Source organism: Halobacillus naozhouensis, assembly GCF_029714185.1.
In the GTDB taxonomy this organism is placed as follows: domain Bacteria; phylum Bacillota; class Bacilli; order Bacillales; family Halobacillaceae; genus Halobacillus_A; species Halobacillus_A naozhouensis.
This window is the reverse complement of sequence record NZ_CP121671.1, coordinates 4,127,576-4,148,271: the sequence shown is the minus strand read 5'-3', so window position 1 is coordinate 4,148,271 and position 20,696 is coordinate 4,127,576. Positions and strand designations below refer to the sequence as shown.

Genomic DNA, 20,696 nt, shown 5'->3' with positions numbered 1-20,696 from the left:
ATGGTAAAAACCCCCACCTCAGGTCATCCAAATATTGGATGGCCTGAGGTGGGGGTAATTGGTTTAATGGGCATTTTAGAGTAATAGACAGGCGATTGGTGTAACGATAATGAGGGTGAGGATGGTACGTTCAGCCCAGATGATCAGCAGTTTTGGAATACTGATCGGTATCTCAGTAGACAGAATGCAGGGAATAAGGGCTGAAAAGAATAGGATTGCTGATACCGATACCGTCGCAATGACGAATTTTGTGATTAAGGGAGCGTCTGCAACTAACAAGGCTGGCAGAAACATTTCAGCTATTTCAATGGCTGATGCTTTGGCAGCCAGCATAGGTTCAGGCACTTGCATGATCCAGGTAAATGGATAAAAAATATAACCTAAGATGTCAAATACGGGTGTAAATTCAGCGAGGACTAACCCTAACAAACCTACTGACAGGATTGAAGGCAGAATGGCCATGGTCATGATAAAGCCATCCTTTAAGTTCATCCAGATATTCTTGCCAAAGGAAGGGGATTGTTCAGCTGCCTCCATTGCTTGCGTCCAGGCTGCTTTCAATCGGTTTTTCTTAATGACTTTCTCTGGGTGGCCTTCTCCTTCAAAGTATTCATCACTAATTTTATTTAATGGCCAGATCCGTACAGTTATGGCGGTGACTAAAAAAGTTACAAAGAGAGTGACCCAGAAATAAATGTTCCAGAGATCCATCAAGCCAAGAGTTTTGGCAACGACGATCATGAAAGTAGCAGAAACAGTCGAGAATCCTGTTGCGATAATCGTTGCTTCCTTTATCGTGTACTTACCTTCTTTGAACACACGGTTGGTAATGAGAAGACCGATCGAATAACTGCCTACGAACGAGGCAACGGCATCAACAGCTGAGCGTCCAGGTGTTTTCCAAATTGGGCGCATGACAGGCTGAAGCAGGACTCCGATAAATTCTAGTAAACCATATCCAACGAGTAAAGTGAGGAAAACGGCTCCGATTGGTACCAGCAGCCCGACTGGAATCACTAGCTTTTCAAAAAGAAACGGCCCCATATCTGGAGTGAATAACCAGGCCGGACCAAAGCCGAAGATCAGCATGACAGCCACAGCGACACCGAAAACTTTAAAAAGAGATAGAACAATAGTAATAGCATCTTTATTCCAAGTTCGGTTGATAAAAGGATAGCCAGCCCCAAGGATAATCACAATGAGTGCATAATAAGGTACAAGGGACGCAAATGTGGTTTGGATGTAGGTGACGATATGGTCAAGTGGAATGGAAGAGGTGCCGTTGATAGTAATCGGTATGAAAAAGGTGAAAATGCCGATCAGGCTGAATATAAAAAAATTTACTATATTGGCGTTTGAAGGACCTGATGATTCACCGTGAAAATCTTTTTGTAAGGACTCCATTGTCTTACCTCCTATTATTTTAATATTCGGAAAATAGTTTTCGGATAAAAGGCGAAAGAATCTCGCCTTCAATGCCTGCAGTAGCCCGTTAAGAATGACAGCATCGTATGCACAGCACTTTTAACGGCCATCCCGCCAATATCCTTTCTAGGATCAAGGCACACCATATCCATCGCCTTTACACTTGGATGCTCTCCAGCAATCTGCACCGCTTCAAACAATTCTTCTGTGTACATCCCTCCAGGTGTCGCTGCAGGGGCAGCGGGGTTATGAGCGATATCTAATACATCCATATCGACGGTTAAGTAAATCGTGTCGACTTGATTGTGCAATTGTTCCAAAGCCTGCTTGATGATGTGAGCAACTCCTTTTTTCCGCGCCTGTTTCATAGTTGTATAATGAACACCTGTTTCATCTGCGTAATCCTTCAATTCCTTTGCGTTGAAAAATCCATGCAGCCCAATATTGTGAACATGCTTGCCCTCGACTGTGCCACTTTCGATCAAGTTACGGATCGGTGTGCCGTTTGCGGGGCCAAACACATTCAAGTCACGCAAATCAAAGTGTGTATCGAGCTGTAAAATACCTACTGTCTCCTCCGGATGGGCTTGTTTCCAGCCTTTAATCAACATCGCTGTAATCGAATGGTCACCACCCATTACGACAGGCAAAGTATGTGGATGATGGGTCCTCATAGCAGCCATTGCCTGCTCGATTTGCTGGTGGGTATAAGCAATATCTGTTGCATGCTGTTTCACATTTCCAAGGTCGATCGCTTTTAATGTGGCTAAATCAATATCCTCGTCAAGGTTATACGTGCCGAATGATTTCCATGCCTGACGCATCGCATCGGGATTGTCGCTGGCAGCTGATGTACTGATCGACGATTTTGAAAGCGGCACGCCCAGAATTGTCACATCGTAATCGTGCCAGTTGGGGAAAGGATCCCCAACTGTTTCAATCCATTCATGTACTTTCAGGTCAGTGGTTTTATCTGTTTGCTTCGTCCAGATCATGCTGGGCCGCTCGAGCAGCGGATAAGGGTAGTCTGTCATTGCAGCTGACCTCCTACGACAAGCGGTTTACCAGCTTTAATCACCGTGTCTACATGGTTCATTCCATATTGATAAGATAGCGTCAGATAGTTCGGTACATTAAAGATCGTCACATCTCCCTTTTTGCCTTGTTCCAGACTGCCTGCTTCCTCTGCACAGCCGATCGCATGTGCGGCATTAATAGTTGTTGCTGTTAAAACCTCTTCTGGTGTCATACCCATTTTTAAGCAACCCAGATTCATGATGAAAGGCAGGGAAATCGTAGGCGATGAGCCAGGATTTGCGTCTGTTGAAAGAGCAACAGCAACTCCTGCGTCAATCATTTTTCTAGCCTGAGCGAATTCAGCCATTAGGAAAAAGGCAGTACCTGGAAGCAGGACACCGACCACCCCAGCTTCCGCCATATCTTTAATTCCTTGTTCAGATGCTTTTAAAAGGTGATCGGCCGAGATCGCGCCAACTGATGCTGCCAGTTCCGCACCTCCATAGGGTTCAATTTCATCTGCATGAATTTTTGGAGTCAGTCCGTGCTCTTTACCGGCCTCTAAAATACGTTTGGATTGTTCTGGAGTGAAGACCCCACGTTCGCAAAAAACATCGTTAAAGGTGGCAAGGTTCTTACTAGCGACTTCCGGAATCATTTCATTAATAACGCGATCAACAAATGGCTCTGGGTTATCTTTTTCAGCAATCGGAATCGCATGGGCTCCCATAAATGTCGAAACGAGATCCATAGGGTGTTTCTTGGATAGCTGCTGAGCAACTTCAAGCTGTTTTATTTCATGTTCAAGTGTCAGCCCGTAGCCACTTTTTGCTTCTACCGTTGTTACCCCGTGCAGCAAAAATTGATCGAGGCGTTTTCGTGATTGCTCATATAGCTCTTCGTGGCTCGCTTCCTGTGTAGCACGAGTTGTCGCATGAATGCCACCGCCAGATTCCATAATTTCCATGTAAGTTTTTCCTTTAAGGCGCATCGCATATTCATTTTCCCTCGTTCCAGCATGCACGAGGTGTGTGTGTGGATCTATCAAACCTGGTGTAACGACTTTTCCTGTCGCATCGATATGTTGATCAGAATTTACGGAGTCTTGATACTTTTCGCGTATTTCCTGATCGGATCCTACTTCAACAACCTTTCCATCTTCCATATAAACAGCCCCGTTTTCAATCACCCCTAGTTGGGACATTGCTTCTTTCTTTGCTGGTTGATCGGTGTGTCCAGCCATGGTAATCAATTGTGCTGCATTCGTAATAAGCAATTTTCGTGTCATATAAAAATCCTCCCCCTATTATTTCTTTAGCATTGGTACTCGGATGCCTTTTTCTTTAGCGGTCTGTTCGGCCAGTTCATAACCAGCATCTACATGACGTACGACACCCATGCCAGGGTCTGTCGTTAAGACGCGTTCCAGTCGCTGTTCTGCATCCTTCGTCCCGTCAGCAACAATGACCATTCCGGCATGAAGGGAATAGCCCATACCCACACCGCCTCCGTGATGAACACTAACCCAGCTGGCACCACCTACGCTGTTAATCATGGCGTTCAGAATTGGCCAATCAGCCACTGCATCACTGCCGTCTTTCATCGCTTCGGTTTCTCTGTTCGGCGAAGCTACAGAACCGGAATCCAGGTGGTCCCGCCCAATTACAATCGGTGCACTTAATTCTCCGCTCGCAACCATGTCATTGATGATTTTGCCGAACCTGGCGCGTTCACCGTAGCCAAGCCAGCAAATACGGGAAGGAAGGCCCTGGAAACTGATTTTTTCACGAGCCATACGAATCCAATTACATAAATGCTCGTTATCGCTAAACTCTCTTAAGATGACTTCATCTGTTTTATAAATATCCTCTGGATCACCAGATAATGCCACCCAGCGGAAAGGTCCTTTTCCTTCGCAAAATTGTGGGCGAATGTATGCAGGAACGAAGCCGGGAAAATCAAAAGCATTGTCTACTCCTTCATCCTTGGCGACTTGGCGGATGTTGTTCCCGTAGTCAAACGTAATGGCCCCTTGTTTCTGCATATCGAGCATGGCTTTGACGTGAGATGCGATACTGCGTTTTGATAGTTTAATATATTCCTCGGAGTTACTATTACGCAGTTCATCGGCCTCTGGAAGATTCATGTCCACTGGAACATAACCGTTCAATGGGTCGTGTGCAGAGGTCTGGTCTGTCAAGGCATCCGGAATGAATCCTTTGGCAATCATTTCAGGCAAAAGCTCAGCTGCGTTACCTAGCAGTCCGATAGAGAGGGATTTACCCTGGTCGCGAGCATCTTCGGCCAGTTTAATGGCCTCATCCAGACTATCGGTTGAGGTATCTAAATATTTCGTATCTAAACGTCGCTGGATCCGCTGCTGATCAACTTCAATAGCAATACAAACACCGCCATTTAATGTTACCGCTAATGGCTGGGCACCACCCATGCCGCCAAGACCAGCGGTTAACGTAATCGTACTTTGTAAGCTGCCGTTGAAATGTTGTCTGGCACACTCCGCAAATGTTTCATATGTGCCTTGAACGATTCCTTGACTGCCGATGTAAATCCAGCTTCCCGCTGTCATTTGGCCGTACATCATTAAACCTTTTTGATCAAGTTCGTGGAAGTGCTCCCAATTTGCCCAGGCAGGGACTAGATTCGAGTTCGCAATTAACACTTTCGGGGCGTCTTTATGGGAGCGAAAGACAGCAACTGGTTTTCCAGACTGGATCAGTAACGTCTCATCCTCCCCAAGCTTTTTCAAAGATTCTACAATCGCTTCGAAGCACTCCCAGTTACGGGCTGCTTTACCGATCCCACCGTACACAACGAGATCATCCGGATTTTCCGCAACATCTGGATGCAGGTTGTTGCTCAGCATGCGTAAAGCAGCCTCCTGAACCCACCCCTTCGTGTGCAATTCTGTACCGCTATATTGTTTTACTTTTCCTGATTTCGTTTCAGACATCATCTTCATCCTTTCGAGTTAAATTTTTCTAATAATTTAATGGTACCAAGGGGCAATGACGTAAAATAGGTGAATGGTTTTTGAATTTATATATTTAAATATGATAAAGATAAATATATATACAAAAACGCTTTCAATTAATAGCATATATTTTAGAAAAGTAAATAATATTAGTTTATAAAACAGAATTGTCTTTTCTTTACCCTTCAGGCAGCCATGCAAGGATGGGATCACTCATATTTTTCCAATAAAAAAGAACTCCCAAAGCATTAGGAGTCCGGTTTACATAAATAACTAGATCGATTTTTAATGATACATTCGATACTCACGTGGTGTCTGGCCCGTCGTTGCTTTAAAAACCCGACTAAAGTAATTCGGATTTCTAAAGCCTACTGAGTGTGCGATATGGTAAATGGTTTCGTCTGAGGAAGCCAGCATTTCTTTCGCTTTTTGGACACGAATGTAGCTTAACATCTCGCGAAAAGAACGCCTGTATTTATGTGATAGAATATGGCTGAAATAAGAGGGGCTCCGCTTAACGTGTTCTGCTACTTCTTTTAGAGAAAGTGATGAGTCTTCAAAGTGATCTTCCATATAAGCGATCGCTTCTTCAATGACATCAATCTTCGTTGTGGCAGGTTTTTCCGCAATCGATTGAAGTAGACCGTTCATGTACAGGATCATATCCTGGACAATCCGATAAAGGACAGGACTGTATAAAATGGTGTCAAACACTGCCTTATATTTTTCCTCACTGGCAGGGTCTGTGATCCCTTTTCGAATCATAAAACGGCGTACTTGTGCGAGAATACTCGTCAAGCGGGTACGTAGCAGTCCTGGGTCAGGGAAGGGAGGCTCCATACTGAAGAACTGCTCGTACATCCACTTTTTAATCTCATCCCCTTGCCCTTCATCAAGCATATACACCCAGTTCCGCTGCTCATTCATCGTTAAGAACGGATCCATATCCTCCCATTCGTGATGGTGGAAGGAACTTAATACTTGCTGGTAGCCCGTAAAAAAAGTAGTTTCCATGATCTTTCTCAACTTCATATAAATTTGATGGAGAGAGTCTGAACCTTGCTCAGCGTGGACAACGATAGCTAATGGCTTACCAGCAAAGCGTTCCCACTCCTGTAAAAAGCGTTGGGCCTGCTTTACAGGTTCAGGGAATGATTCCTGAAATACCAGGGCAAGGCGGTCACTTGTCGAAAACACTAAGGGGGTGTAGTAAAAATCAAACTGTTCAATGAAAGATCTTAAATCATTTAAATCTGCCACGTGTTCCGTTTTTATTAAATATACAGGATGTTGGAACGGTAATCCATCATCAATAAATAACGATTCGTAACGAATAGCTTGCTTTAATTCATTGGCAGGATTTCGGGTAGTTTGTTTAGAAAGGTTACGGAAGGTTTGCTGCAACGAATGCTTTACTCGGGAGGGTGATAACGGCTTTACCCATAAATCTACTGCTTCCATGTCCATTGCCTGCATGGCTCGTTCAAAAGTCGGCTCTGCCGTCACCGCAATCACTTGCCCCGCATATCGTTCGATAAATGTTTGCACCATTTCCCACTTATCCTCTGGGATCATATCAAGCTCAATGCAGAATATATCAGGTTGTTGGTTCTCTAATATGTTAAATATGTTTACCAACTGATCCGCCAATATAGTATCCGTGATAGGGAAGGAATATTTAGTAATCAGCCATTCTAAACCAGCAAGTTCTTGTCTGTCCCGATCTGCGATTAATAGTTTGTACATAGAGACCCCGCCTTTTCAACCTACTATCCTCATTCTAACTTACCACAGCTACTTTCTCATAACCGGATATATCTTCCACCTCAGGTCATCCAATTTCTGGATGACCTGAGGTGGAAGATAAGGGAAAATATACCCATTATTGGTTTGCTGCTTTCGGTTTGGCTGAATTGATTTTTGCCTGGCTTTTGATTCTTAGCATAAAAGTTAATGGGATGGCAGTAATCGCAAGGATAGTTCCAATCCAAAAGACATCACTGATCCCCATAGATATTGCAGCAGTAACAGTAGTACCATCTGATTTTAAGTAACCGGAACTTCTTGCTACAACCAGAGCGCTGAATATTCCAATCGACATCGATGCCATACCTTGCCGGGCCCAGTTCGTGATGGAAGAAGCGTGGCCGGAATAGTCCCTGGTCACAGCACTCATGCCTGCATTAGTTAAGGGAACCGTGCATAACGAAATACCAATGCAACGAATGAGTTGATAGATAGCAATTAAGTAAGCGGAAGTTTCCAGTCCGATACTGCTAAACAAAGCTGTTGATATAACTACGAGTGAAGCACCGGTAAAAACCAATTTGAACGGCCCAATCCTATCATACACATTCCCAACAACTGGAGAAGCCGCCGCCATCGCAATCGCTCCTGGCAGCATAATTAAACCAGTATCCATCGGTGACAGATGCAAAACGTCTTGCAAATATAGGGGAACAAGCAGCGTACCAATATACATCGAGGCTGTAATGATACAGTTTATAATCAGGCTATAAGTGAATTGAGAAAACTTAAACACACTTAATTGCAGCAGCGGAGCTTTTGACCTCAGTTCCCAGCGAATGAAAAAACCCAATAGTATGATTCCGGATCCTAGTAAAAGCAGCGTTTTCCATGAACCAAAGCCCCAGGATCCTACCTGGCTAAAACCAAATAAAAGTAAGGAACTACTGGCGACCACAGAAATAAATCCTATAAAATCAAAGGATTGGCTGGTTCCTATTCGGTAATAAGGAATGCATCTACTAACAATGATTATGCCCAGGATCCCTATTGGCAGATTAAAAAAGAAAATCGCTGACCAGCCAAAATAATCAACAAGCCAGCCGCCAAATGTCGGACCGATTACTGGGGCAAGCATAGAAGCCAGACTCCATAATCCCATAGCCTTCGATTGCTGATGCCGTTCAAGTGTTTGATAAATGATTGTTAAGGTTATCGGGATGATCATTCCGCCAAATACACCTTGTATGATTCTAAATAAAATCAGGATTTGAATATCCCAAGCCAGACCACAGAACAAAGAGAACAAAGTAAATCCAAATAATGCGATAATATACAAATATTTATAACTTAATTGATCCCCCAAATATCCTACGACCGGTGCAATGATTCCAGTTGCCAAAAGATATCCCGCCATCAACCATTGAACAGTACTTAGATTAGCATTAAATTCATCCATTACTACAGGAAAGGCTACTGTAACTGTTGTAATACTGAGAATGGCCAGGAAATTGCCGAAGAAAATTGAACATATAATTAGCCAAAAAGCGCGTTTATTAGACTCCATTTCGGTCCCCCCCTGCCAAAATAGTAACGAATGAAATGAAAAGGCCCCACCCAAATGTTCAAGTGGAGTCCAGTAGTTCCAGTCATTAGCTTACAACTTGCGGTTTAATAGATTAATCATAATGTACAGAGACTCAAGCTCATCTCGGTTCAAATTTTCAAAAGAATTCATAATAGCTTGATTCTTTTCCTCAGAAGTACCCAGGACAATCTTTCTTCCTTCTTCTGTAAAAGTGACATGGTGACTCCTGCGGTCTTGAGGATTAGGTGTTCTGCTTACCAAACCTCTTTTTTCAAGGGAATCTACCAAATAGGTAATTGTCGCAGCCTTTAATTCCATATGCTCGGCCAACTTAATAGAAGAGCAGGGTCCATTATGCTCTATAAAGTGTAAAATAGAATACTGGTTGGGTGTTAAGTCATTTTTCTTTAAATGACGTATATAGGCATAAACTCGGTGTTTCGTCATCTTATCCGATAACTCATTGTAAGAATCTACTAACATATCTATGTTCACAAACGAATATTCATCCATGGTTGCTCACCTCACAAATTTAAATTTTAATTCAAACATTCTAAGTTGTAAAGTGCGGATAATCGATAATAACGCCCTTTTAAGATATAATTACTCAAAAATAATTAGATGGATCAAATTAAACCCACCTCAGGTCATCCAAAAACTGGATGACCTGAGGTGGGTTAATTATACATTTTCCTACTTTTTGATTCTGATTATCCAGCTGTACAAACAAACTATTTTTGATATAACGCTACATGTTTTAAACTAAAGAGAAAAGGAGATGATCAGCATGTTAAAGGAAAAGATTCCGAATTTCACATTAAAAGATGTTGATGGAAACAAAGTATCTATCGATGATTATCAAGGGAAACAAACGTTAATCTTTATGTGGGCCTCCTGGTGAAGATGCCGTGAACAATTGCCTGGATGGCAATCTTTTTATAATCAGCATAAGAATGCAAACTTTGAGGTCCTTTCTGTAGCGGTTGATGTCCAAGGTGCTGAAGTTGTTAAGCCCTATATTGAGGACACGAGCTTTACAACAGTCGTTGACGAGGAAAATCAACTAGCTAATCACTTTGGGTTCAAAGTGGTTCCAAATGGAATCTTTATTGATGAGAATGGGACTATTCGTCTTTTAAAACAAGGTTTTAAGGTAGATGATGAAGATCATGTTCAAGCTGTAGTAAAACTTATAAATAAAGAAGTGGATCAAGTTGAATTAGATGATCCATATTATCAGCCGAAGAACGCCGCTTCTGGTGTAGAAAGACAACTAGCAGAGACGAAATTTAAGCTCGCTATGGAATATTCTAAAAACGATAAAAAAGACAAGGCTATTCAAGAACTTGATGAAGCGTTACGGCTCGATTCAGACAACTTTTTAATTCGGAAGCAACGTTGGTATCTCCTCTACCCTGAAAAATTCACACCAACAATTGATATAGAATGGCAGCAAAGGCAGCTGGAAAAAGAAAAGCAGGAAGAAGCTCAATTGAAAGATGGCATGGTATGTGGTCCGGAAGGGTGTTATATTCCCGGAACGTGAGCGGATATCTGCGAAGCTTGATAGAAGAATATTTAGAATCTAGCTAAGAAATAATACAAGTAAGGAGGTTTTAAAATGGCTAAAACAATTACGGCCGAAGAATATGCAACGCTAACTAAAAATATGAGTCAACCGATTGTACTCGAATTTGGGGCAGACTGGTGACCAGGCTGTCGTCAATTGGGACCGGTGGTCTCAAGCGTATCTGAACAGCTCGATGATGTTGATTTTTACTACGTTGATGTGGACCAATCTTCAGATTTAGCTGGACAGTTTGGAGTACAAAGTATTCCAACCTTAATCTTGATTAAAGAAGGAGAAGAAGTGGACCGTTCTGTCGGCTTTGCTCCAGAAGAGCAGGTGAAAGACTTCGCCCAATCTTAATAAAGAAGAAAAGCAGGCGTCTCAGGAAATGGTGAGGCGCCTGCTTTACTATTAGTTCGTTTCATTTAACAGCTTAAAATTGTATCCCTTTTCTCTGATCGCTTTGATCAATTCTGGCAAAATTTCAACCGTCTGTGTAAGTTCATGCATAAGAATAATGGCTCCGTCTTCCAGATGATCGATGACGTTAGTAATGATTTGATTAGGGTCCTCTTTTAATTCCCAATCAATAGATGCAATTCTCCACATAATCGGTGTTACATTCAATTGGTTAGCTGCTTTAACCGTATCAGCGTTATATTGACCGAATGGAGGCCGGAAATATTCAACTTTACTCCCTGTAATCCGCCCAATCTTCGTAATACTGTTTTGGATTTCCTTATATTGCTTTTCATAGGAGAGCTTAACCATATTTGGATGCTTTGTGGTATGTGAACCAATGATATGCCCTTCCTGCAATACTCTTTTCCAAGGCCTCTTTGAATATAAAAGCCGAGATTGCCAGAAGAACACCGCTGGCACGTTTTCAGCATCTAAGATATCTAGTATCTGTGTTAACACTTTGCTTGGTCCATCATCAAAAGTTAACACAACGGACTTGTCGGTTTTACTTGGGGCAGAGGTGACAATATTTGAATCTTGAGAGTCGTACACGACCCTTGTACAATCGACTACTCATGGACTTTTTATCATTATTTTTCCTCCCCGTTATATAGGTGGTCTTAAAAAACAATTATCTGTGATCAAATAAATAGATGATCAGATGATTCATACGTTTCCTTATAGTTACTTTCTGCGAATTCATCAGGGTGGCCATCGAAGATTAGTTTCCCATCTTTAAGGGCTAGAACTCTTGTTGCATAACGTTTAGCCAGATCTATATCATGTACATTTATAATAGTCAGTAAGTCAAGACGTTGATGCATCTCTTTCAGCAGTTTGAAAATATGGTTAGATGTCCCTGGATCCAGACTGGCTACGGGTTCATCTCCTAGTAAGATTCTTGGCTGCTGGACCATAGCACGTGCAATGCCTACTCTTTGTTTCTGGCCGCCGCTTAACCGTTCGACTCTGCGGTCCATCATGTCTGAGAGACCGACTTCGGAGATTATGCGTTTGGCTTGTTCCAGTTCATCTGCAGAAAACAGGCCGATTAAGTTTTTAAAATTACTACGGTAACCAAAGATTCCAGTTAAGACATTCTGTATGACACTCATACGTGGGATCAGGTTGAAATGCTGAAAAATCATCCCCATCTCCAAGCGGACCTGACGCAATTGTTCTTCTTTCATATTGGAAACCTGTTTGCCGTCTAAAAAAACTTCGCCTTGCGTCAGCTGCTGTAATCCGTTAATACAACGGATAAACGTGGACTTCCCAGCACCGCTTTTACCAAGAATGCAAACAAAATCACCTTTTTCAAAGGTTAAATGGATATCAGAAAGCGCATCAAACTTTGTTCCTGGATAACGAACGGAAACATTCTTCATCTCAATCATTTGCCGGCCTCCTTTCTTACTAATCGTCCTCTTTCAAGAGCCTAATTAGCTGAAGTCCCCTTAAATGACCCTGTTTCTCACATATCCTCCGAATAAATCAACGATAATCACCAAGATCATGATGATTAAGACATCAAGCGAAACAGATGGATATTGGAAGGTCTTAAAATCATTAAATAATCGCTGCCCAATCCCTCCACCGCCAATAAATCCTAGAATCAGTGATGTTCGGATTGCGACTTCGAAACGATAGAAATAATGGGAAAGTACATTGGGCCATATCTGTGGCAAAATGCTAAAGAGGGAGACGATCCACCCCTTTGCTCCCACGGTCTTCATTGCTTCCTGAGGGCCAGGATCGGCGGCCTCAATTAATTCTGAAATTAATTTTCCCAGCACACCGATATTGTGAAGCATGATGGCAATAACAGCGGGGAAGGGACCGAGCCCAAGCGCTGTTAATAAAATCAGTCCAAAGACAATTTCTGGTACAGATCGAATGAAACTTAGGAATACCCGCCAAAAGTGATAAATAATGGGGGATGGCGATGTGTTTCGGGCGGCTATGAAGCTTATGGGTAAAGCGATTATCAGACCTAATAAACTGCCTAGAAATGCCATAGCCAATGTTTGCAATGTATCTCTAATTATTCCTGAAAGGTTTGAAAAATTAATAGGAAACCATTGCGACATGAAATCAATCATATTACGGAAATCTTTAAATTTCGTTAAATCAAATTCAGTCAGCTTCATACTGAAGTAAATGAATATAATAAGAAGGACAACCGTTAGGATGTTTCGTCTTTTAAACCACATTAAGATCAACTCTACTCTTCAATAATTCCTTGTTTAAGGGCAGCTTGCCTGATGTTCTTATAATCTTCATTGCTTGCTTTTGTAAACCCTGTGGCACCGAATGCGTCAAGAATTTCTTGATCCTTGATTGAAAGAAATGCTTCCTGTAGCTTTTGGATGGTTTCTTGATCTGTATTTTTATGAACAGCCCACGGATATTGGAAAATCTTATCGGACTCCCATATAACTCGAAGCTGTTTATCATCTATTTTGCCTGATTCAACTAGTTGATGGAAGATGGCGCTATCTATAGCGGCAGCGTCCACTTGCTTATTTTGGACAGCTAAAGCTGATGCATCGTGCGAGCCTGTGTAACGTACAGACTTAAATTGGTTTTTCTCCATGCTTTTATAAACCCCACGCTCCTCTAGCTCAATAGACGGAATTAGGGAACCAGATGTCGAATTTGGGTCGCCAAAAGCAAAGGCGACTTCTTCAGGATTTTGCAACATTTCATCTAAGGAATTCCATGGGTGGTCACTATGAGTAATGACATAGGAATGATAAAAAGGTTCTCCATCAATTAATTGAGTGATGATAGCTTTTGCCCCGCTCTTTTCGTGGGCAATAACATAGGTTAGCGGTCCTAAATAAGCCATGTCGATCTTATCGTAATTCATGGCTTCCACAACACCGTTATAATCAGGATACACTTCAATATTTACTTCACGGTTCAACTTCTTATTTAAAATGGATTGAAGTTTATTCATGGCGTCATTCATCGCCCCTTCTGTCTGGGCAGGGATAACACCGATTGTAAAGTTCTTTCCGGCTTGTTTTTCTCCAGATTTTTCTTGCCCGGATTTCTCATTGCTTTCACCACACGCTGTTATAATCAAGGCAAGACTAAGTAATAAGACGGCTAACAGCCATTTTTTCATCATGTTCACCTCATTAAATATAAGTTCAAAAATGTTTTCTGCTATAAAATAAGGGCTCAAGCAGAGCCCTTATTTTAAATAACATGAATTCGACCTTCATGTTCATGAGTCACTTCACCAATAATGGCGGATTGGACATGGTTATTCTTTAGTTCTCGTTGCAATGATTCAGCTTCTGCTTCAGGTACAGAGATAAGGAGTCCGCCCGATGTCACGGCATCACAAAGAATGAATTGATCGATTTCACTAATGTGTGGATCATAGTCAATATTCTCAGCGAGCCACTGATGATTCTTACGTGTACCTCCCGGGATGATATTTTGTTCAGCAAGTTCTCTTGTTTTGGACAAAACAGGAACATTTTTATTTGAGACAGTTATCCCTACATGACTTCCCTTAGCGATCTCAAGGGTATGACCAAGCAGGCCAAAGCCTGTGACGTCTGTACATGCATGAACCGTATAGTCCTTCATAGTCTCGGCTGCTTTTTTGTTTAACTCAGCCATAACGTTCATGACTTCATTCAGTTCGTCCTCGTTGAGCAAATCTTTCTTGATAGCTGTAGTTAAAATCCCTACACCGATCGGCTTGGTCAAAATGAGTCGATCACCTGGCTTAGCTCCAGCATTGGCCCGTATTTGTTCTGGATGAATAGTTCCTGTAACAGACAGGCCAAATTTTGGCTCTTGGTCGTCAATGGAGTGTCCACCTACTAAAACAGCGCCAGATTCACTGACTTTGTCAGAGGCTCCTGCCAGGATGTCCGCCAGAATACTTTTATCTAATGTATTGACAGGGAAGCCGACGATATTCATAACAGTAATCGGTTTGCCGCCCATCGCGTACACATCACTTAAAGCATTCGCCGCTCCAATTTGGCCGAACATATAGGGATCGTCGACTATGGGAGTAAAGTAATCTAATGTTTGAACGAGGGCTGTTTCCTCGTTGATCTTATAAACACCTGCATCATCAGAGGTGTCCAATCCAACCAGTAAATTCGGGTCGGCTACAGATTTTGGTAAATGACGCAAAACTTGCGTCAGGTCTTCAGGACCAATTTTGCAGCCTCAGCCACCTTTACTAGATAGAGAAGTTAATTTTATGTTTTCTTGTCCAACCATCGTATACACTCCTTTCCTCTTAAAGGAAACAAAGATGGGCATGCTGCCTCTATTTCATGATATTTTTATAAATAGTAACGAAAGCATTGGCTTCATAGGTGTTTGAGTGGTGCTCGATAATATATTGTTTAGCCTGCTGCCCAATCTTTTGTTTTATCTCGTTATTATTAATGATTTGCTCGCTATAATCAAGAAATTCGTTTGGGCTGCTATAGACAAAACCCGTTTTTTGATGTGTAACAATACTCTGGTTCCCGGGGTTATTGGACACTAAAACAGGAATACCATACCCCATTGCTTCTATTAGAGCAGAAGGCTGGCCCTCTGAATGGGAGGTGTTTATTACAACATCCGCGCGTTGATAAATGGATCCCATAGTGGAATGGGGTACTTGTCCCAAGTATTGGATCCAGTCATGTTGTCTAACGAGTTCTTGTACAGTTTTCCCTTCTTCTTCTTCAATTATAGGCCCGACTAGCCAAAGTCGAACAGTCGGGAATTTTTCATGAAGATTTTCCATCATTTGAATAGCAGCAGGAACATTTTTAATTTTCCTGATTCCTGCCGGCAATACAAATAGAAATGAATTTTCTTCTTTTTCGACAGGGGGGATCTCTTCTGGGAAATCACTGTTTCCTTGGGCAATCGTAAAAACTTTATCTTCTACGTCCGGCAGTTCATTCGTGATAACGCTTTTGGCTTTGTCATCAAAGACGTGGATGGCCGCAGCTCCTCTTAGAGATGCAAAAACATCCTCTCGCTTATTCTCATCAAACAAATCATGATTGAGATCAGTTCCTGTAATGGTAACTATATACGGCTCAGGTTTCTTGTCTAATGATTGCATAAACTTGTAAAAATGATAAGCGTGGAACCCGTGAACGAGATCAGCTTCCGGAAGGGACGTCCATTCCTTCTCGGTTGTTGAAATGATCTCTGTATCAATGGTTAGTTTCGCTAAACTGTCTGCAATCCTTTGGACGGTTACGGTATTGCCTCGTGGTTGATGGAAATTTGGCGAGGCCAGCAAAATTTTCACATGAATCATCCTTAATACAGTATCAAATGCTTGGTAATTTGTTTTATCTTTTCCGAAAATCATAAAAAAAGACCGCCCAAATGACGATCTATTTTGTATTATTTATGTATGGCGGGACTGTGTGGGAATCGAACCCACCGGAGACGGCACGCGCCTCCCTCAGGGTTTTGAAGACCCAGGGGAACACCAGTCACCCATCCAACCCCGTATAAGTGAATACTCACATTATACACGGAGATCATTTTTTAATTCAAGAAATGGGTTTGGGGAGCATAAGTTAGCAAATCGCAGAACTTGAACCAGGTTTCGTTCCTTATTAAGATAGAAGTATTAGGTAAATACAGAAACGGGTGACGAAAATGAGTGACACGTATTTTACGATTGGCATGGCAGGGCATATTGACCATGGAAAAACGACCCTGACAAAAGCATTAAGCCGTGTGGATACAGACCGCTTGAAAGAAGAGAAGGAGCGGAGTATTTCGATTGAGTTGGGTTATGCCCCTTTACAAATAGAAGAAGGAGTCAATATTTCAATCATCGATGTCCCCGGACATGAGCGGTTTATCCGCCAAATGATTGCGGGCGTTGCCGGCATTGATCTCGTTGTGCTCGTGATCGCTGCAGATGAAGGAGTTATGCCACAAACAAAAGAACATCTGGAAATACTAGAGTTTCTTGGTATTGAGCATTGTATTGTAGCTATTTCAAAAGTGGACCGTGTGGATGAGGAGATGTTGGAATTCGTTACAGAAGATATTAAAGATGGGCTTGCAGGAACGATTTTTCACGATGCTCCTTTTGTTTATGTGGATGGTATTTCACGAAGAGGGATAGATAATCTGAATCAAACGATTATCAGTGAATTGAAATTGGTCGGAAGCCGGGATGCATATGGCTCGTTTCGACTGCCCGTTGACCAAGTCTTTACTGTAAAGGGACAAGGTACCATTGTCAGGGGGACGACCTATGAAGGAATCGTTCAACAAGGAAGTCAGTTAAGGTTACTTCCTAAGGATCACAAAGTCAGAGCCCGTCAAATACAGGTCCATCATGAAGAACAGCACATTGCACGGGCGGGACAAAGAACGGCGATCAACCTTGGAGGGGTTGATAAAGATGATGTTCGTCGGGGGGATGTGCTAGTTGCTTCCGATCATTTCTTGGTTACAAAAACCATTGACGTTTCCCTTCGGTTTGTAGAAGAGCTCCGTACCTCAGTAAAACAACGCATGCCGGTAAAAATTCATGTGGGTACGTCTGAAGTTATGGGGAGAATTGTGTTTTTTGACAGAAATGAATTGAAGCAGGCAGACGGAGAAATTCTTTGTCAAATTCAACTAGACGAAGAAATTGTTGTTCGGCGCGGTGACCGTTTCATTTTGAGGCGGCCGACTCCTGTAGAAACAATCGGGGGAGGCTGGGTCATTCAGCCTGAAGGTGGCAAATATCGTTTCGGCAAGGCAACCATTGATATGCTGCAAAATAAGAAGCAAAGCACCCCAGAAGATTTGATTGAAGACGTACTAAGCCAGCATACATTACTTGACGTGAAACAGTTGATTCAGTATACCTCTCTGGATGAACATGTAGTAAATCGTGCGGTTGCTGAAGGGTTAGAAGCGGGGTATCTTATCGAGGTAAATAGGCAAACATATGGGCTAACGAAAACATTTAATAAGATAAAAGATGAAATCATATCCCGGCTTGAAAACTATCATCAGGAGTATCCTATGAGATTGGGCATTAGTAAGGCAGAGATTGTCCAGATGCTAAGTGGGTTGTACTCGAAGATGATGATTGAATACAGTTTGAATCAGTTAGTTCAAAAGGGTAACTTGGATAAGGAAGAACAATTTGTTTCTTTGGCAGGGTTTCACCCGTATTTACCAAGACAGTGGAAGCAAAGGATGCTTGAGGTGATCAACACCCTCGATAAGGATGGGGTCACCGTAAAGAAATGGGAGGAGTATATTACAGGCACCTTGCTATCGAAGCATGATGCTGACGAGCTAGCTTTATATCTTGTGCAAACAAAACAAGCGTTTCGAATTATGAACGATAGACTGATCCACCGATCAGCTGTTGATGCAGCTTTAGCTAAACTGAAGCAGCAAACGGACGAGACTTTTGATATAAAAGAGGCGAAAGATATCCTGGATGTATCTAGAAAATATTTAATCCCATTTTTAGAGATGCTTGATCAGTTGAAAATAACAACCCGCATTGAGGATGAACGAAAATGGATGAGCAATAGTGAAAACTTAGAGGGAGGGGAACATAATGAGTTATAAGGTTACGATAGAATTTTGCATGCAGTGAAACTATTCACCAAAAGCCGCAAGTTTTGCGGAACAATTATTTACTCATTTTCGCACTGACATTACTTCCATAGAGCTGATCCCAAGTTCGGGAGGAGCTTTTGAAATTACTGTTAATGGCAAAAAGATTCATTCAAAGCTTGAAACGAAGGAATATCCTGAAGTAAATCAAATGATTGAAGTGATGGAGAAACAAGTATGACTGTCCACAAGGTGCCTCATGGAACGAAACTAGTTTGAGGCATCTTTTTTTAGATTTTTGTGCAAAGAGGAGTTCAATGGAGGATTGAAAAGGATGAAGCAATATTTAAGGCAGTTGCCCCCTATTCACGAATTGCAAAAGGAGGAACGGTTTGAACGCATCTTAGCTAATTTTGCTATCACTAAAGGTCAATTAACCAAATTCTTACAACAAGAGATGGGCGATTTACGGCAGCGAATTTTGAATAACCATATTCCAAACGGATTTTTTAACGATGGCATAGAGGTAGTTATTTTTCAACATGTAGAAAAAAGGGTTGAGCAGTGGACGCTGGATCGTTTAACACGGGTAATTAATGGGACGGGTACAGTGTTACATACGAATTTGGGCCGATCCCGACTGAGTGAAAAGGCGGTGCGGCATGTAGCAGATGTTGCTCGCAATTATTCCAATCTCGAATATCAAGTAGAGGCAGGTAAGCGCGGATCTCGTCATGATATTATTGAAGATTTGCTCAAAGAGGTAACCGGGGCAGAGGCTGCCATGGTGGTAAACAACAATGCAGCTGCGGTCTTTCTCGTGTTAAGTGCATTAGCTAAAGAGCGGGAAGTCATTGTTTCTCGCGGACAGCTCGTGGAAATCGGCGGATCGTTTCGTGTCTCGTCGATTATGGAAGAGAGTGGGGCCCATCTGGTAGAAGTAGGCACAACTAATAAAACCCATCTGTTCGATTATGAAAAGGCCGTTAGTGAGGAAACGGCTATGATAATGAAAGTTCATACGAGTAATTTTATGACCGTTGGTTTTACAGAAAGCGTCGCCACAGAGGATCTGGTTGCTTTAAAAAATGATCGGGACGTGGTGTTCTATGAGGATCTAGGGAGTGGTTCTCTTTTTGATTTTACAGCACATGGAATAGGTGATGAGCCAGCGGTGAAGGAAGTGATTGGCTCCGGAGTTGATGTGATTTCCTTTAGCGGCGATAAATTATTGGGTGGTCCGCAAGCAGGTATTATTGCAGGAAAGAAAGACATCGTACAAAAGCTGAAAAAACATCAATTAGCGAGAGTGTTGAGGGTGGACAAAATGACGTTCGCCGCATTAGAGCAAACGTTAAAGTCATACGTCTCAGAAGATTCGGTAACTGATGAACTTCCCACCGTTCGTGATGTTACAAGGGCTGCTGAGGATATAAGAAGACAAGCGGAATTTTTTTCGGATGAGCTGCAAGCGCAGACATCCTCCTATCAGGTGGACATTCAAGAAAGCACTTCCCAAGTAGGAGGAGGTACGATGCCTGGTGTGCATCTCCCTACCTATATTGCCGCTATCCATCATGCTTTTCTTTCTGCCCATGAACTGGCAGCCAAATTAAGGGCGCATACACCTGTTATCGTTACCCGAATACAAGATGAGCGAGTGTGTGTCGACTTTCGAACCATTGCAGAAAAAGAAATGAAAGAGCTTATCGAAGGGTTCTCAACTATAAGTCAGAGAAACTAAGCCTATCTTTCACATTCCAATTATATCCACCTCAGGTCATCCATATTATGGATGACCTGAGGTGGGGGAATTTACCATTTTACTTTTCGGGTTTTTTTCCATAAATAGAAATACTGTGTCTTCGCGAGGTAATTGCTCGGTTTTATAACCTGTGTAACCTAATGTTTCGTAAAAAGTTATGTTTTTGGTGCTTTTATTTCCTGTAAACAACTCAAAGCGAACATTACTATACAAACCCTCAATTTCATGCATCAACTCTTTACCAATTCCTCTTCCCTGGAATTCTGGATCGACCATTAACTTACCGATGAGGCAAGTTCCGTTCTCTTCAATAGCTCTGACGGATCCGACAATTTTGCCATCGAGTAGATATTTTAATATGAAATGGCTCTCAAAATCTTGTTCCACACTTGATAGGGTTTGTTTTAAAGGTTGGATATCATAGTCGTTATATAGTTCAGCTTCACTCCTATACGCCTTTTTTTGTATGCGCAGAATCTCTGATGCATCCTCTGGCCTTGCTTCAAGAATTTCCTTCACTTCTACACGCTCCTTCTCCTTATATGTATCTGCT

Annotated in this window: 19 protein-coding genes and 1 tRNA gene; 5 read left to right on the top strand and 15 right to left on the bottom strand. The window is 42.2% G+C overall.

Annotation, left to right across the window (positions count from 1 at the left end; all coding sequences use genetic code 11):
• Positions 1 to 75: 75 nt before the first annotated feature.
• The 7 genes from P9989_RS21080 to P9989_RS21050 all read right to left on the bottom strand — a co-directional run bounded on the left by P9989_RS21080 (position 76) and on the right by P9989_RS21050 (position 9,281).
• On the bottom strand, positions 76 to 1,404 hold the full coding sequence (locus tag P9989_RS21080) for a YjiH family protein (protein ID WP_283076791.1): 1,329 nt from the start codon (positions 1,402 to 1,404) through the stop codon (positions 76 to 78).
• Between the two features lie 68 nt (positions 1,405 to 1,472).
• A complete protein-coding gene (locus P9989_RS21075) occupies positions 1,473 to 2,459 on the bottom strand; it encodes an agmatinase family protein (protein WP_283076790.1) in 987 nt (328 codons plus the stop codon).
• Positions 2,456 to 3,730 (bottom strand): imidazolonepropionase, encoded by a 1,275-nt coding sequence (hutI, locus tag P9989_RS21070; protein WP_283076789.1) that lies wholly within the window; start codon positions 3,728 to 3,730, stop codon positions 2,456 to 2,458. Before hutI ends, P9989_RS21075 begins: the two co-directional genes overlap by 4 nt.
• Positions 3,731 to 3,748: 18 nt before the next feature.
• Positions 3,749 to 5,416: a urocanate hydratase gene (gene hutU / locus P9989_RS21065; protein ID WP_283079013.1), complete on the bottom strand. Its 1,668-nt coding sequence runs from the start codon at positions 5,414 to 5,416 to the stop codon at positions 3,749 to 3,751.
• Between the two features lie 303 nt (positions 5,417 to 5,719).
• Entirely contained in the window at positions 5,720 to 7,180 is a 1,461-nt protein-coding gene (locus P9989_RS21060) for a helix-turn-helix domain-containing protein (protein WP_283076788.1), read from the bottom strand.
• A gap of 136 nt (positions 7,181 to 7,316) precedes the next feature.
• Entirely contained in the window at positions 7,317 to 8,747 is a 1,431-nt protein-coding gene (locus P9989_RS21055; protein ID WP_283076787.1) for an MDR family MFS transporter, read from the bottom strand.
• 90 nt (positions 8,748 to 8,837) lie between these two features.
• Complete coding sequence (locus P9989_RS21050) at positions 8,838 to 9,281, bottom strand: MarR family winged helix-turn-helix transcriptional regulator (RefSeq protein ID WP_283076786.1); 444 nt, start codon at positions 9,279 to 9,281, stop codon at positions 8,838 to 8,840.
• 265 nt (positions 9,282 to 9,546) lie between these two features.
• Here P9989_RS21050 and P9989_RS21045 point away from each other — a divergent pair, with 265 nt between their 5' ends.
• Together P9989_RS21045 and P9989_RS21040 are read left to right on the top strand one after the other, a co-directional pair.
• Positions 9,547 to 10,314, top strand: a complete 768-nt coding sequence (locus P9989_RS21045; RefSeq protein ID WP_346274879.1) for a redoxin domain-containing protein — start codon at positions 9,547 to 9,549, stop codon at positions 10,312 to 10,314.
• 189 nt (positions 10,315 to 10,503) lie between these two features.
• Positions 10,504 to 10,698: a thioredoxin family protein gene (locus tag P9989_RS21040; protein ID WP_283079012.1), complete on the top strand. Its 195-nt coding sequence runs from the start codon at positions 10,504 to 10,506 to the stop codon at positions 10,696 to 10,698.
• A gap of 51 nt (positions 10,699 to 10,749) precedes the next feature.
• On the opposite strand, the gene P9989_RS21035 is transcribed toward P9989_RS21040, so the two are convergent.
• The 7 genes from P9989_RS21035 to P9989_RS21005 all read right to left on the bottom strand — a co-directional run bounded on the left by P9989_RS21035 (position 10,750) and on the right by P9989_RS21005 (position 16,302).
• Positions 10,750 to 11,352 (bottom strand): polysaccharide deacetylase family protein, encoded by a 603-nt coding sequence (locus P9989_RS21035; protein WP_283076784.1) that lies wholly within the window; start codon positions 11,350 to 11,352, stop codon positions 10,750 to 10,752.
• A gap of 89 nt (positions 11,353 to 11,441) precedes the next feature.
• Positions 11,442 to 12,197, bottom strand: coding sequence for a phosphonate ABC transporter ATP-binding protein (phnC, locus tag P9989_RS21030; RefSeq protein WP_283076783.1), 756 nt, complete (start codon positions 12,195 to 12,197; stop codon positions 11,442 to 11,444).
• 60 nt (positions 12,198 to 12,257) lie between these two features.
• Complete coding sequence (gene phnE / locus P9989_RS21025; RefSeq protein ID WP_283076782.1) at positions 12,258 to 13,013, bottom strand: phosphonate ABC transporter, permease protein PhnE; 756 nt, start codon at positions 13,011 to 13,013, stop codon at positions 12,258 to 12,260.
• Positions 13,014 to 13,024: 11 nt separating this feature from the next.
• The gene (gene phnD, locus P9989_RS21020) at positions 13,025 to 13,933 is read right to left on the bottom strand and encodes a phosphate/phosphite/phosphonate ABC transporter substrate-binding protein (protein ID WP_283079011.1); all 909 of its coding nucleotides are present in this window, start codon (positions 13,931 to 13,933) and stop codon (positions 13,025 to 13,027) included.
• 74 nt (positions 13,934 to 14,007) lie between these two features.
• Positions 14,008 to 15,057 carry a selenide, water dikinase SelD gene (gene selD, locus P9989_RS21015; RefSeq protein WP_283076781.1) on the bottom strand — a complete coding sequence of 350 codons (1,050 nt, stop codon included), beginning with the start codon at positions 15,055 to 15,057 and terminating at the stop codon, positions 14,008 to 14,010.
• 49 nt (positions 15,058 to 15,106) lie between these two features.
• Positions 15,107 to 16,159 (bottom strand): glycosyltransferase, encoded by a 1,053-nt coding sequence (locus P9989_RS21010; RefSeq protein WP_283076780.1) that lies wholly within the window; start codon positions 16,157 to 16,159, stop codon positions 15,107 to 15,109.
• Between the two features lie 46 nt (positions 16,160 to 16,205).
• Positions 16,206 to 16,302: transfer RNA gene (locus tag P9989_RS21005), tRNA-Sec, on the bottom strand.
• Between the two features lie 153 nt (positions 16,303 to 16,455).
• Between P9989_RS21005 and selB the strand changes: the two genes are divergently transcribed.
• The 3 genes from selB to selA all read left to right on the top strand — a co-directional run bounded on the left by selB (position 16,456) and on the right by selA (position 20,122).
• On the top strand, positions 16,456 to 18,390 hold the full coding sequence (gene selB / locus P9989_RS21000) for a selenocysteine-specific translation elongation factor (protein ID WP_283076779.1): 1,935 nt from the start codon (positions 16,456 to 16,458) through the stop codon (positions 18,388 to 18,390).
• A gap of 88 nt (positions 18,391 to 18,478) precedes the next feature.
• Entirely contained in the window at positions 18,479 to 18,619 is a 141-nt protein-coding gene (locus tag P9989_RS20995; RefSeq protein WP_283079010.1) for an Rdx family protein, read from the top strand.
• 93 nt (positions 18,620 to 18,712) lie between these two features.
• A complete protein-coding gene (selA, locus tag P9989_RS20990) occupies positions 18,713 to 20,122 on the top strand; it encodes an L-seryl-tRNA(Sec) selenium transferase (RefSeq protein ID WP_283076778.1) in 1,410 nt (469 codons plus the stop codon).
• A 45-nt stretch (positions 20,123 to 20,167) separates the two neighbouring features.
• Here selA and P9989_RS20985 read toward each other — a convergent pair whose 3' ends face one another.
• Entirely contained in the window at positions 20,168 to 20,662 is a 495-nt protein-coding gene (locus P9989_RS20985) for a GNAT family N-acetyltransferase (protein WP_283076777.1), read from the bottom strand.
• Positions 20,663 to 20,696: the final 34 nt, after the last annotated feature.

Excerpts from the sequence above, each read along its gene's own strand:
- P9989_RS21080 (WP_283076791.1), bottom strand. The coding sequence starts at position 1,404 with ATGGAGTCCTTACAAAAAGATTTTCACGGTGAATCATCAGGTCCTTCA.
- phnE (WP_283076782.1), bottom strand. The coding sequence starts at position 13,013 with ATGTGGTTTAAAAGACGAAACATCCTAACGGTTGTCCTTCTTATTATA.
- P9989_RS21010 (WP_283076780.1), bottom strand. The coding sequence starts at position 16,159 with ATGATTTTCGGAAAAGATAAAACAAATTACCAAGCATTTGATACTGTA.
- phnD (WP_283079011.1), bottom strand. The coding sequence starts at position 13,933 with ATGAAAAAATGGCTGTTAGCCGTCTTATTACTTAGTCTTGCCTTGATT.
- P9989_RS21060 (WP_283076788.1), bottom strand. The coding sequence starts at position 7,180 with ATGTACAAACTATTAATCGCAGATCGGGACAGACAAGAACTTGCTGGT.
- P9989_RS21075 (WP_283076790.1), bottom strand. The coding sequence starts at position 2,459 with ATGACAGACTACCCTTATCCGCTGCTCGAGCGGCCCAGCATGATCTGG.
- selB (WP_283076779.1), top strand. The coding sequence starts at position 16,456 with ATGAGTGACACGTATTTTACGATTGGCATGGCAGGGCATATTGACCAT.
- P9989_RS21055 (WP_283076787.1), bottom strand. The coding sequence starts at position 8,747 with ATGGAGTCTAATAAACGCGCTTTTTGGCTAATTATATGTTCAATTTTC.
- phnC (WP_283076783.1), bottom strand. The coding sequence starts at position 12,197 with ATGATTGAGATGAAGAATGTTTCCGTTCGTTATCCAGGAACAAAGTTT.
- hutI (WP_283076789.1), bottom strand. The coding sequence starts at position 3,730 with ATGACACGAAAATTGCTTATTACGAATGCAGCACAATTGATTACCATG.
- P9989_RS21050 (WP_283076786.1), bottom strand. The coding sequence starts at position 9,281 with ATGGATGAATATTCGTTTGTGAACATAGATATGTTAGTAGATTCTTAC.
- hutU (WP_283079013.1), bottom strand. The coding sequence starts at position 5,416 with ATGATGTCTGAAACGAAATCAGGAAAAGTAAAACAATATAGCGGTACA.
- selA (WP_283076778.1), top strand. The coding sequence starts at position 18,713 with ATGAAGCAATATTTAAGGCAGTTGCCCCCTATTCACGAATTGCAAAAG.